General features: G+C 69.8%; 11 protein-coding genes. 6 read left to right on the top strand and 5 right to left on the bottom strand.

Translation table 11 applies throughout. The features are described 5' to 3' along the window. Window positions 1-76 precede the first annotated feature (76 nt). The 5 genes from hydA to FPZ12_RS38475 form a co-directional block, all read right to left on the bottom strand. Entirely contained in the window at window positions 77-1,462 is a 1,386-nt protein-coding gene (hydA, locus tag FPZ12_RS38495) for a dihydropyrimidinase (RefSeq protein WP_144754610.1), read from the bottom strand. Continuing rightward, window positions 1,462-2,304, bottom strand: coding sequence for a nitrilase-related carbon-nitrogen hydrolase (locus tag FPZ12_RS38490; RefSeq protein ID WP_144754613.1), 843 nt, complete (start codon window positions 2,302-2,304; stop codon window positions 1,462-1,464). Before FPZ12_RS38490 ends, hydA begins: the two co-directional genes overlap by 1 nt. Continuing rightward, a complete protein-coding gene (locus FPZ12_RS38485) occupies window positions 2,255-3,823 on the bottom strand; it encodes an NCS1 family nucleobase:cation symporter-1 (protein WP_144754616.1) in 1,569 nt (522 codons plus the stop codon). Before FPZ12_RS38485 ends, FPZ12_RS38490 begins: the two co-directional genes overlap by 50 nt. 156 nt (window positions 3,824-3,979) lie before the next feature. Further along, on the bottom strand, window positions 3,980-4,339 hold the full coding sequence (locus FPZ12_RS38480) for an SSI family serine proteinase inhibitor (RefSeq protein ID WP_144754619.1): 360 nt from the start codon (window positions 4,337-4,339) through the stop codon (window positions 3,980-3,982). Between the two features lie 43 nt (window positions 4,340-4,382). Next, window positions 4,383-5,981 carry a PucR family transcriptional regulator gene (locus tag FPZ12_RS38475; protein ID WP_144754622.1) on the bottom strand — a complete coding sequence of 533 codons (1,599 nt, stop codon included), beginning with the start codon at window positions 5,979-5,981 and terminating at the stop codon, window positions 4,383-4,385. A gap of 85 nt (window positions 5,982-6,066) precedes the next feature. On the opposite strand from FPZ12_RS38475, the gene FPZ12_RS38470 reads away from it, so the two are divergent. Genes FPZ12_RS38470 through FPZ12_RS38445 form a run of 6 tightly spaced genes read left to right on the top strand, consistent with a single transcriptional unit; the run spans window position 6,067 to window position 12,239 of the window. Next, window positions 6,067-7,362 (top strand): aspartate aminotransferase family protein, encoded by a 1,296-nt coding sequence (locus FPZ12_RS38470; RefSeq protein WP_144754625.1) that lies wholly within the window; start codon window positions 6,067-6,069, stop codon window positions 7,360-7,362. Next, window positions 7,359-8,849 carry a CoA-acylating methylmalonate-semialdehyde dehydrogenase gene (locus FPZ12_RS38465; protein WP_144754628.1) on the top strand — a complete coding sequence of 497 codons (1,491 nt, stop codon included), beginning with the start codon at window positions 7,359-7,361 and terminating at the stop codon, window positions 8,847-8,849. The genes FPZ12_RS38470 and FPZ12_RS38465 overlap by 4 nt, the downstream gene beginning before the upstream one ends. After that, window positions 8,827-9,231 carry an ester cyclase gene (locus FPZ12_RS38460; protein WP_166463050.1) on the top strand — a complete coding sequence of 135 codons (405 nt, stop codon included), beginning with the start codon at window positions 8,827-8,829 and terminating at the stop codon, window positions 9,229-9,231. Before FPZ12_RS38465 ends, FPZ12_RS38460 begins: the two co-directional genes overlap by 23 nt. A 37-nt stretch (window positions 9,232-9,268) precedes the next feature. Beyond that, window positions 9,269-10,294: a heat-inducible transcriptional repressor HrcA gene (gene hrcA / locus FPZ12_RS38455; RefSeq protein WP_144754634.1), complete on the top strand. Its 1,026-nt coding sequence runs from the start codon at window positions 9,269-9,271 to the stop codon at window positions 10,292-10,294. A 26-nt stretch (window positions 10,295-10,320) separates the two neighbouring features. Beyond that, window positions 10,321-11,487, top strand: coding sequence for a molecular chaperone DnaJ (dnaJ, locus tag FPZ12_RS38450; protein WP_144754640.1), 1,167 nt, complete (start codon window positions 10,321-10,323; stop codon window positions 11,485-11,487). After that, a complete protein-coding gene (locus FPZ12_RS38445; RefSeq protein ID WP_144754637.1) occupies window positions 11,487-12,239 on the top strand; it encodes a 16S rRNA (uracil(1498)-N(3))-methyltransferase in 753 nt (250 codons plus the stop codon). Before dnaJ ends, FPZ12_RS38445 begins: the two co-directional genes overlap by 1 nt. Window positions 12,240-12,547 lie beyond the last annotated feature (308 nt).

Genomic DNA, 12,547 nt, shown 5'->3' with positions numbered 1-12,547 from the left:
TTACGGTGGGCCGTCACCTTGCACCGCCTCAGGTTCCCCTACCCGCACCGCCACGCAAACCACATCTGAACACTCCCTAGCCGAGGTACTGGCAGAGGTCGCGGGGCAGGAACTTCCCGTCGCCGGGCTTCGCGCCGAAGCCGGACGGCGAGACGACGGCTTTCCCGCGCGACAGCACCGTGTCCACCTTGCCGGACAACTCGAACCCCTCGTACGCCGAGTAGTCCACGGCCATGTGGTGCGTCTCCGCGGAGAGCGTCTGCTTCGCCGCCGGGTCGTAGATCACGATGTCCGCGTCCGAACCCGGGGCGATCACGCCCTTGCGCGGGTACAGCCCGAACATCCGCGCCGGGGTCGCCGAGCACGTCTCCACCCAGCGCCCCAGCGAGATCTCGCCCGCGACCACGCCCTGGTGCAGCAGGTCCATCCGGTGCTCCACACCCGGAATCCCGTTGGGGATCTTGGAGAAGTCGCCGCGGCCCAGCTCCTTCTGGTCCTTGAAGCAGAACGGGCAGTGGTCGGTGGAGACCACGGACAGGTCGTTGGTGCGCAGGCCACGCCACAGGTCGCCCTGGTGCTTCTTTTCCCGCAGCGGGGGAGAAGCGACGTACTTCGCGCCCTCGAAGCCCGGCTTCGCCAGGTCCTCTATGGACAGATACAGGTACTGCGGACACGTCTCGGCGAAGACGTTCTGTCCCGCGTCCTTCGCCTCCGCCACCGCGGAAAGCGCTTCCGCCGCGGACAGATGCACTATGTACAGCGGAGAACCCGTCACGCGGGCCAGCGTGATCGCCCGCGAAGTGGCCTCACCCTCCAAAGCGGACGGACGAGTGTAGCCGTGCTCCACCGGATCCGTCCGGCCCTCCGCGATCGCCTGCGCCACCAGCTCGTCGATCGCGATGCCGTTCTCCGCGTGCATCATGATCGTGCCGCCGGTCTCCCGCGCCTGGTGCATGGCGCGCAGGATCTCGCCGTCGGTGGAGTAGAACACGCCGGGATAGGCCATGAACATCTTGAAACTGGACACCCCGGCGTCGATGCACGTGCGCATCTCCTTGAGCGTCGAGTCGTTCACGTCGGAGACGATCATGTGGAACCCGTAGTCGATGACGCAGTTCCCGTCCGCCTTCTCGTGCCACTTGTCCAGAGTGGACTGCAGCGAGGTGCCCTTGGCCTGCACGGCGAAGTCGATGATCGTCGTGGTGCCGCCCCACGCCGCCGCCGTGGTGCCGGTCTCGAAGGTGTCCGAGGAGAACGTGCCACCGAAGGGCATCTCCATGTGGGTATGCGCGTCGATCCCGCCGGGCAGCACGTATTTCCCGGTCGCGTCGAACACGATGTCGGCGGTGCCGAACACGCCCGGCGCCGTGACCGCGGCGATCTGTTCGCCCTCCACCAGGACATCGGCCGGCACGCCACCGGCGGGGGACAGCACCGTCCCGCCCTTGATGAGTGTGCTCATCACGGCTCCACGATCGATCCGTAGGAGTCCGGCCTGCGGTCACGGTAGAACGCCCACAGGTCACGGACTTCGGCCAGTTTGCCCAGGTCGAGATCGCGCACCACGACCTCGTCCTTGTCGTCGGACGCGGCCTCGCCGACCAGCTCCCCGCGCGGGTCGACGAAGTACGTCTGCCCGTAGAAGTCGTTGTCGCCCAAGGGTTCCACGCCCACGCGGTTGATCGCGCCGACGTAGTACTCGTTGGCCACCGCGGCCGCGGGCTGCTCGAGTCGCCACAGGTACTGCGAAAGCCCGCGGCTGGTCGCCGACGGGTTGAACACGATCTTCGCCCCGGCCAGCCCGAGCGCGCGCCAGCCCTCCGGGAAGTGCCGGTCGTAGCAGATGTACACGCCGATCCGCCCGACCGCGGTGTCGAACACGGGATAGCCGGTGTTGCCGGGCCGGAAGTAGAACTTCTCCCAGAACCCCTTTACCTGCGGGATGTGGTTCTTGCGGTACTTGCCGAGGTAGCGGCCGTCGGCGTCGATCACGGCGGCGGTGTTGTAGTAGACGCCGGGCTGCTCCTCCTCGTACATCGGCGCGACGATCACGATCCCGTGCCGCTCCGCCACCTCCTGCAGGAGCTTCGTGGTCGGCCCGTCCGGGATGGGTTCGGTGTAGGAGTAGTAGTCGGCGTCCTGCACCTGGCAGAAATACGGGCCGTAGAACAGTTCCTGCAGGCACACCACCTGCGCGCCCTGCGACGCGGCGGCGCCGATCGCCTCGACCGCGCCGGCGATCATCGAATCCTTGTCACCCGTCCACCGCTGTTGCACCAAGGCGGCCCTGACCAGGTTGCTCACTGGTTTCCTCCTTCGATTCCGGCGCGCGGCCCGGCAGGGTCAGCGCGAGATAGAACACGAACCCGCCGACGAAACCGGCGACCCAGCTGTAGTCGTAGACCGGTTTGAGGAAGGGGATCAGCCCGTCCGCGGGGAACGGCCCGTCCGAACCGGGCGCCGTGTAGGCGCCACCGACGGCGAGCACGGCACCGAGCACGGTGGCCACCATCGCCTGCCAGCTCCACCCGCCGCGGAACCAGTAGCGGCCCTTTTCCTCGTACAGCCCGGCGAGATCGAGCGCGCGGCGCCGCCGCACCCAGTACCCGGCCACCAGCACCCCCGCGACGGCGCCGAGGATGCCGCCGTAGAACCCGAGCCAGGCGAAGATGTAGATGTTCGGATCGGAGTACAGCTTCCACGGCATGATCACCACGCCGATCACCCCGGTGATCAGCCCGCCGAGCGCGAAGGTGACGCGTTTGGGGAAGGCGTTGGAGAAGTCGTAGGACGGGCTCACCACGTTGGCCGCCAGGTTCGCCGAGATCGTCGCGAGCACCAGTGCGATCAGCGCGACCACGACGAGCGCGGGGCTGGAGAAGTGGTTCGCCAGCTGCGCCGGGTCCCAGATCGCCTCGCCGTAGAGCAGCTGGCCGCCCGAGGTGGTCAGGATCGCGATGATCGCGATGAACGTCATCGTGGTCGGCAGGCCGAGCAGCTGCCCGCGGACCTGCTTGCGCTGGCTGCCGCCGAACCGCGTGAAGTCCGGCATGTTCAGCGACAGGGTGGACCAGAACGCGATCATCGCCATCAGCGAGGGCGCGAACACCTTCCAGAAGTCCGTGCCCCAGCCCAGTTTCGCGGGCTCGGACAGGATCGGGCCGACGCCGCCCGCCTTGACCAGCACGTAGCCGAGCAGGATGAGGAAGCCCACCGAAACCAGCGGTGCCGTCCAGTTCTCGAACCGCCGCACGGCCTCCATCCCGCGCCAGATGATCAGCATCTGCACGACCCAGAACACCGCGAACGACAGCCACAGCGTCCACGGCTGCCCGCCGAATTCGGCCGCGTCCGCCCAGCCGCCGCCCGCCAGTTTGCCGACGAGGATGTAGATCGCCTCACCGCCGACCCAGGTCTGGATGCCGAACCAGCCGCACGCGATGAACGCCCGCAGCAGCGCCGCGAAATTGGCGCCGCGGACCCCGTAGAAAGCGCGCGCGAAAACGGGGAAGGGGATGCCGTACTTGGTTCCGGCGTGGCTGTTGAGCAGCATCGGGATCAGCACGATCAGATTGCCGAGCGTGATCGTGATGAGCGCCTGCAGCCAGTTCATGCCGAGTGCGATGAGCGAGGCCGCGAGCGCGTACGAGGGGATGTTGTGCGCCATCCCCATCCAGAGCGCGAAATAGTTGTAGGTGTTCCAGGTGCGCTTTTCCACCGGGACGGGGGCCAGTTCCGGGTTCCAGAACCGGCTGCCGGACACCGATGCCGGGTCGCCGAGATCCACCCGGCCGTCCGGGTGCGTGATCTGCGAGGGTGCCATTGCGGAATCGTGCGCGCCGCGCCGGGCGCCGGGCAGTGGCAGAGTGTTCACTTCTTGGCCACGGGAAACGCATTCTGTTTGTTGCGCGAGCGGAGCGGGAGTGTATGCGTGCCCGGCGAAACCGGTTCGCCGCGTGCGGTCAACGCCGGCGAAACATCAGAATCCGAAGACGCCACCGGAATCGGCGTTCGCGGCGCAGCGGTTCGGGTACTCGCGGTGCGCCATGACGGGCCGCCCGTGCCAGCTGCCGCTCGCCGTCGCGGTGACGGGGTCGTAGATCAGCGGGCACAGAGTCTGCTGCTTCGGCAGGTTGGCGAAGTCCCCGTCGGCTTCCTCGAGCGCGGCGCACGCGCGGGCGGCGTGCGGGTGGTTGCCGCCGGCCGGGTCGCACTCGAGGGTCACGACGGCGGCGGTGCCTTCGTCGCCGCGCAGGGACAGCGTCATCGACGCTTCGGGGTGGGCGGGCACCAGCGCGAGCAGGGTGGCCATGGCCGGGAGCAGAGTCGAAACAGGCATATCGCCGCTATCGGCGGTTCGATCTTGTCCCCGTACACCTCGATCAGGTGAAAGAATCCCGGTTCAGGTCGTGGGCGAGTAGCGCTACGTAGAGGGAGAGCATGGACTCGGGGTCTTCTAGTGGGATGCCGAGGACCTGCTCGATTCGAGCGAGCTGCTGATAGTAAGCCGTGCGAGAGGTGTGCGCAGCCGCAGCCGCGGCGGACTTGTTGCCGCCGTGTTCGCAGTAGTGCCGTAGCGCCTGCACGAGCCGCGTGCCCGACGCGGCGTCGCGCGAAAGCAACGGGCCCAGCTCTCGCGCGGCGAAAGCCCGCACGCGTTCGTCGTCCGCGAGCAGGTGCAGCAGCCCGCGCAGGCGGACGTCCGCGAGCCGGTGCACGGTCTGCTCCGGCGGCGAGCGCAAGGCCGCGGCGGCGACGTGATCGGCCTCGACGAGGGAGCGGTGCGCCTGCGCCGGACTGTCCACTGTGGTCCCGGCGCCGAGCGTGCAGTCGGGCTGCACCCCGGCCGCGAGCCGGTCCAGCACGGCGTCGACATTCGCTTGCGGGGAAAGGGAAAGCAGCAGCCGGACGTGCTGTTCGTCGATCGCGACGAGCGCCGACACCCGCGCCCGCCGCGCCGCCAGCGACACCACTTCCGCCAGCTCACGCAGCACCGCGTGCGCCGACGCCGCCGCCTTCGGGGCGGCCGTCAGCCGAGGCCGGATCGCGACCCCGACCAGACGCCGCCCCGTCAACGGCACGCCGAGCGCCGACGCCCGCGCGAGCAGCTCCGCCGACGGCGTCGGCGTGGCCAGCAACTCGGCCAGCACGGCGCGATGTGCCTGCCGCTCCAGGCCGTCGGAATCCCGCGCCACCAACCGATGCACGGCGAGCGCGGACGCGGCGCGCTCGACGACCACGACGTGCCGGTGCGGCGGCGCCTCGTCCGACACCACGATCAGCCGCCCCCAGTCGTGCCCACGTGCGCCGACCACCGTGATCAGCCAACCCGCTTCGGCGTGGTACGCCGTGCGCTCGCCCGCGTGCACCGAGCGGGAGCGCGTGAGCCAGCCCGTCAGCAGCTCCCCGGGATCGGTGCCCGCCGCGTCGTAGGCGAGTACTTCGTGCGAAAGGGTTTCCAGCACCACGGGCCGCTCGGTCAGCCGCGCCACCTCGCCCAGCACGGCCGCCGGCTCGGCGCCCGAGACGGTCAGCTCGGTGAAGATCTGGTGCACCTGCTCGGCCGCGCGCAGCTCGTCCACCTGCGCGTCGACGATCAACCCGTTGACCGTCTCGGTGACCGTCACGTAGCGCGTCTCGCGGGAGAGTGTGATCAGCGGGAGCCCGCGCCGCCCGGCCGTTTCCACCAGCGCCGGCGGCAACGCGTGACTCCAGTGCCGCACCAGCTCCACCACCAGCCCGGCCACCCCGGCGTCGGCGAGCCCCTCCACGTACTTGGTCAGCGCGGCCGGGTCGTCGGGCAGCGCTATCCCGGTGGTGAGCACCAGCTCGCCGCCCTTGAGCAGCGGCCCGATGTCGGCCACCTCGGCGACGTGCACCCAGCGCACCCGCGCGCCGAGCCCGCCCGCGCCCGCCACCACCCGCGGGCGGCCGTGCCGCACCACCGGGAGCGCGAGCACGTCGGCCACGGTCGGGTACATAAGACACAAACTGTACGGGCGAAAACCCGACTCCGTACATGTTGCTCGTGTCGGCCCCGGCGCCCGCTCGCCAGACTCGGGTGTCATGAGCGAATCGTTGGTGACCCGGCATCGCGCCGTCCTGCCCGAGTGGCTGGCGCTCTACTACCAGGAACCGATCGAGATCGTGCGCGCCGAAGGCAGGCGGGTGACCGACTCCGAAGGCAACACCTACCTCGACTTCTTCGCCGGCATCCTCACCAACGCCATCGGCTACGGCATCCCCGAGATCACCGACGCCGTCCGCGCGCAGCTGGACACCGGCGTGCTGCACACCTCGACGCTGTACCTCATCCGCAAGCAGGTCGAGCTCGCGGAGCAGATCGCGGAACTGTCCGGGATTCCCGGCGCAAAGGTCTTCTTCACCAACTCCGGCACCGAGGCCAACGAGACCGCGCTGATGCTCGCCACCCAGTACCGGCGCAGCAACCAGGTGCTGGCCCTGCGCAACTCCTACCACGGCCGCGCGTTCGCCACGGTCGGCATCACCGGCAACCGCGGCTGGTCGGCCAGCTCGCTTTCGCCGGTGAAGGTCAGTTACGTGCACGGCGGCTACCGCTACCGCGACGCGTTCGCCGGCCTGTCCGACGCCGACTACATCAAGGCCTGCACCGAAGACCTGCGCGACGTCCTGCGGACCACCACGTCCGGCGACGTGGCCGCGCTGATCGCCGAGCCGATCCAGGGCGTGGGCGGGTTCAACGTGCCGCCGGACGGATTGTTCGCCTCCTTCAAGGAAGTTCTCGACGAATACGGCATCCTGCTGATCTCCGACGAGGTGCAGACCGGCTGGGGCCGCACCGGCGAACATTTCTGGGGGATCCAGGCGCACGGCGTCACCCCGGACGCGATGACCTTCGCGAAGGGGCTCGGCAACGGGCTGGCGATCGGCGGGGTCGTCGCGCGCGGCGACGTGATGGATTCCTTACAGGCCAACTCGATCTCGACGTTCGGCGGCAACCCGGTCGCCACCGCCGGGGCGAAGGCCACTTTGGACTACCTGCTGGAGCGCGATCTCCAGGGCAACGCGGCGAAACTCGGCAACCGGCTCATCGCGGGGCTGCGCGATCTCGGCGAGAAGTACGACATCGTCGGCGATGTCCGCGGCAAGGGGCTGATGGCCGGCGTCGAGTTCGTCGGGCACGGCAAGGAACCCAGCCCGGCGCACGCGGGCGCGGTGCTGGAGGCGACCCGCGAGCGCGGCCTGCTGGTCGGCAAAGGCGGGCTGCACAACAACGTCATCCGCATCGCGCCGCCGATGACCCTGACCGACGAGGAGACCGGGGAGGCGCTGGAAATCCTGGATGCGTCGTTCGCCGCGGCACAGGAGGGGCTCCGATGACGGGCCGGATCAGTCACTGGATCGACGGGAAACGCTGGGCTGGGGTCACCGACCGGACCGGGGAGGTGTCCGACCCCGCCACCGGCGAAGTCCGCGCGCACGTGGACTTCGCCGGTGACGGGCAGGTGGCCGAAGCCGTCGCCGCGGCGGCGCGCGCGTTCCCCGGCTGGCGGGACACGTCGCTCGCGGGACGCAGCCGGGTGCTGTTCGCCTTCCGGGAACTGCTGACCGCCCGCAAGGACGAGCTGGCGAAGATCATCACCGCCGAGCACGGCAAGGTCGAATCCGACGCGGCGGGCGAAGTCGCCCGCGCCATCGAGAACGTGGAGTACGCGTGCGGCGCGCCGCAGCTGCTCAAGGGCGGGTTCAGCGAGAACGCGTCCACCGGCGTCGACGTGTATTCGATCGCGCAGCCGCTCGGCGTCGTCGGGGTGATCTCGCCGTTCAACTTCCCGGCGATGGTGCCGCTGTGGTTCGTGCCCAACGCGCTGGCCTGTGGCAACACCGTCGTGCTCAAGCCGAGCGAGAAGGACCCGTCGGCGTCGGTGTTCATCGCCGAGCTGTTCGCCGAAGCGGGCCTGCCCGACGGCGTGCTCAACGTGCTGCACGGCGACAAGGTCGCGGTCGACGGGCTGCTGTCGCACCGCGACGTCAAGGCGATCTCCTTCGTCGGTTCGACGCCGATCGCCCGCTACGTCTACGAAACCGGGACCGGTCACGGGAAACGCGTGCAGGCGCTGGGCGGGGCGAAGAACCACATGGTCGTGCTGCCCGACGCCGACCTCGACCTCGCGGCCGATGCCGCCGTGTCGGCGGGATTCGGCTCCGCGGGGGAGCGGTGCATGGCGGTGTCCGTGGTCGTCGCGGTCGACCCGGTGGGCGACGAGCTGGTCGGGAAGATCCGCGACCGGATGTCCCGGCTGCGGGTGGGCGACGGCCGCGACCCGTCGTCCGAGATGGGGCCGCTGGTCACCGCCGCGCACCGCGCCAAGGTCCGGTCCGCTGTGGACGCCGGGGTCGCCGAAGGAGCGGAACTGGTGGTCGACGGGCGCGGGTTCTCGGCCGGGGGCAACGGGTTCTGGCTCGGGCCGACGCTGTTCGACCACGTGCGCCCGGACATGTCCGTCTACACCGACGAGATCTTCGGCCCGGTGCTGTGCGTGGCCCGCGCCGAGAGCTACGACGCCGCGCTGGGGCTGGTGAACGCCAACCCTTACGGCAACGGCACGGCGATCTTCACCAACGACGGCCGCGCCGCCCGCCGCTACCAGAACGAGGTCGAGGTCGGCATGGTCGGGCTGAACGTGCCGATCCCGGTGCCGGTCGGCTACTACTCCTTCGGCGGCTGGAAGGACTCGCTGTTCGGCGACAGCCACGCATACGGCCCGGAGGGTTTTCACTTCTTCACCCGCAGCAAGGTCGTCACGTCGCGCTGGCCGGATCCCAGCCAGGGCGGGGTCAACCTTGGCTTCCCCCGCAACGCCTGACCTCGTCCGGCGCTTCTATACGGACGCGTGGAACCGCTGGGACGACGACGCCGTACCCGAGCTGCTCGCGGAGGACTTCGTCTTCCGCGGCTCGCTCGGTGACGAAACCCGTGGCCACGACGGCTGGCGGGGCTACCGCGACCGTATCCGCGCGGCCGTGCCCGACTTCCACAACGAGATCGTCGAACTGGTCGCCGAAGACGGCCGCGCGGCCGCCCGGCTCTGGTACTCCGGCCACCTCCACGGCACGCTGCTCGGCCGCCGCGGGAACGGTGAACCGATCGGCTACGGCGGTGCGGCGTTCTTCACCGCGGCCGGTGGTCTGTTGACGATTGCCTGGGTTCTCGGTGACCTGGAGACGCTTCGCCGCTGCCTTCCGTAAACTCGGTGTCGGGTACGTCGGGAACAAGGAGGTGCGCGTGGCGAACTCGGACGAGCGCCGGTTCGAAGTGCTGCGGGCCATCGTCGCCGACTACGTCTCCAACCAGGAGCCGGTCGGCTCGAAGGCGATCGTGGACAGGCACAACCTCGGGGTGTCCAGCGCCACCGTGCGCAACGACATGGCCGCACTCGAGGAGGACGGCTACATCACCCAGCCGCACACCAGTGCCGGGCGGATCCCCACCGACAAGGGCTACCGGCTCTTCGTCGACAAGCTTTCCGAGATCAAGCCGCTGACCGTCGCGGAGCGCCGCGCGATCACGAACTTCCTCGACGGGGCCATCGATCTCGACGACGTGCTCCGCCGTTCCGTGCGGCTGCTCGCGCAGCTGACCAGGCAGGTCGCGGTCGTGCAGTACCCGACGATGTCGAACGCGACGCTCCGCCACATCGAGGTGGTGCCGCTCACCCCGGCCAGGCTGATGCTCGTGGTGATCACCGACTCCGGCCGCGTCGACCAGCGCACCATCGACCTCGGCGACGTGCTCACCGACGAGAACGTCGGCCGCATCCGCGAGGTGCTGAACTCCACGCTGGCCGGGCGGCGCCTGACCGACGCGGCGGTCCGCGTCGCGGAGCTGCCCGAGCAGGCGCCGGGTGAGCTGCGGGACGCGCTGACCCGGGTCTGTACCGTGCTGGTCGAACACCTCGTCGACCACCCGGAGGAACGCCTGGTCCTCGGCGGCACCGCCAACCTGACCCGCAACGTGGCCGATTTCCCCGGCTCGCTGCGCCAGGTGCTGGAGGCGCTGGAGGAGCAGGTCGTCGTGCTCAAGCTGCTGGCCGCGGCCCGCAACCCCGGTGCGATCACGGTGCGGATCGGCGGGGAAAATGAGGACGAGCAGATGCGCAGCACCTCGGTGGTGTCGATCGGGTACGGGAAGGACGACATGCTGCTGGGTGGCATGGGCATCGTCGGGCCGACCAGGATGGATTACCCGGGAACGATCGCCGCGGTCCGCGCGGTGGCGAACTACGTGGGGCAGATCCTGGCCGGGGGCTAGGGGCTGTTCAGGAGGACATGAGAGCGGTGGCGAGGGACTACTACGGCATTCTCGGCGTGGCCAAGAACGCGAGCGATCAGGAGATCAAGCGCGCGTACCGGAAGCTGGCCAGGGAACTGCACCCGGACGTGAACCCGTCCGAGGACGCGCAGCACAAGTTCGGCGAGGTCACCACCGCGTACGAGGTCCTGTCCGACCCGCAGAAGCGCAAGATCGTCGACATGGGCGCCGACCCGATGGAGAACGGGGCCGGTGCCCGCGGCGGGGCGGGTGACCCGTTCGCCGGGTTCGGCGGTCTCGGCGACATCATGGACGCCTTCTTCGGCGCGGCCACCGGCGGCGGTGGCCGCGGGCGCGGGCCGCGCAGCCGGGTGCAGCCGGGGTCGGACGCGCTGATCCGCATCGGGCTCACCCTGGAGGAATGCGCCACCGGCGTGAACAAGGAGATCACGGTCGACACCGCGGTCCTGTGCGATCAGTGCCGCGGCAACGGCACCGCGCCCGGCGGCTCGGTCACCACCTGTGACACGTGTGGCGGGCAGGGTGAGATCCAGTCGGTGCAGCGGTCGTTCCTCGGCCAGGTCGTCACCGCGCGGCCCTGCCCGGTGTGCCGCGGTTACGGCGAAGTGATCGACGACCCGTGCCGCCAGTGCGGTGGCGACGGCCGCGTCCGCGCGCGCCGCAGTGTCAACGCGAAGATCCCGGCCGGTGTCGGCGACGGGATGCGGATCCGGCTGTCCGGCCAGGGCGAGGTGGGCCCCGGCGGCGGCCCGGCAGGCGACCTGTACGTGGAGGTCGACGAGGAGCCGCACGAGGTCTTCATCCGCGAGGGCCACGATCTGCACTGCAACCTGCGCATCCCGATGACCACCGCCGCCTTGGGCGCCACGGTCCCGCTGGAGACCCTGATCGACGGCGAGTACGAACTGGAGATCGAGCCGGGCACCCAGCCGGGCGCCGAGCTGCTGATGACGGGCAAGGGCATGCCGCGGCTGCGCTCGTCCGGCCGCGTCGACGGCCGGGGTGATCTGCACGTCCACATCGACGTCCAGGTGCCGACCAAACTCGATGAAGCGCAGCGCGAGCTGTTGCTGGAACTGGCTCAGCAGCGCGGTGAAGAGACCTCGACGCTGGCCACCAACGGCCGGTCCGGCGGGCTGTTCTCCAAGCTGCGCGCCAAGAGCCACCGGTAATGCCGGGGACGACCGCGCCGGTGTTCCTCGTAGCGGAACTGCCGGCCGGGTCCTCGGCCGTACTCGAAGGCGACGAGGCACGGCACGCCGTCACCGTCCGCCGCATGCGCGCGGGGGAGCGGCTCGTCCTCAGCGACGGCGCGGGTTCGGCCGCCGACTGCGTGGTGACCTCGGTACGTCCAGGCCGTGCACCCGCGCTGGAGCTGACGGTCGAGGAACGCTGGAGCGAACCGGCACCGAGCCTGCGCGTCACTGTCGCGCAAGCACTCGCCAAGGGCGACCGCGGCGAACTCGCCGTGGAACTGGCCACGGAAGCCGGCGCGGACAAGATCCTCCCGTGGCGAGCCGAACGCAGCGTGGCCCGCTGGGACGACGGACCCCGTGGCACGAAAGCGCTTTCCCGCTGGCGCGACACGGCGCGCTCCGCCGCGAAACAAGCCCGCCGATCCTGGGTACCCGAAGTCGCGGAACCCGCCGGCACCCCCGAATTGGCTGCCACGGCCGGGAAAGCGGCCATGGCACTGGTACTCGAAGGCAGCGCCGGACAACGCCTCACCGAACTTTCCCTGCCACCGGAAGGAGAACTCCTCCTCGTCGTCGGCCCCGAAGGCGGCATCACCGACCACGAACTGGCACAGCTCACCGCGGCAGGCGCACTCCCGGTACGACTGGGACCCACCGTCCTCCGCACCTCCACCGCCGCCGCGGTCGCGCTCGGCGCACTCGGAGCGATGACGTCCCGCTGGGCCTGAATCCCGCACCGCATGTCCGCGAAACCGGGAAAAAATTGAGCGCGGCTGTGGCGCATCACTAGCCCCAACCGTTACGCTCGTTAACGACACCTGGGGCTTGCTCCCGGGTACCCGAAAGACCCCGCCGGACACCTCCCCCCTCGGTCCGGCGGAGCCGCGGAGGCGGTGGAGCGACCCCCAGGCTTCACCGCCCCGCGGCGTCTTCCTGTTCGCTCGCCTTCGGCTCGCTTCCCGGGGCCGCTGGGGCGGGTGTTCTTTGGGGGTCGGACCCCCAAACCCCCGCCAGGGAGGGCTTCGCCCCCCTGGAC

It is taken from the genome of Amycolatopsis acidicola, from assembly GCF_007713735.2.
GTDB classification, from domain to species: Bacteria; Actinomycetota; Actinomycetes; order Mycobacteriales; family Pseudonocardiaceae; genus Amycolatopsis_E; species Amycolatopsis_E acidicola.
Note: the sequence above shows the minus strand (reverse complement) of the source record. Positions and strands in the feature narration are given on the sequence as shown.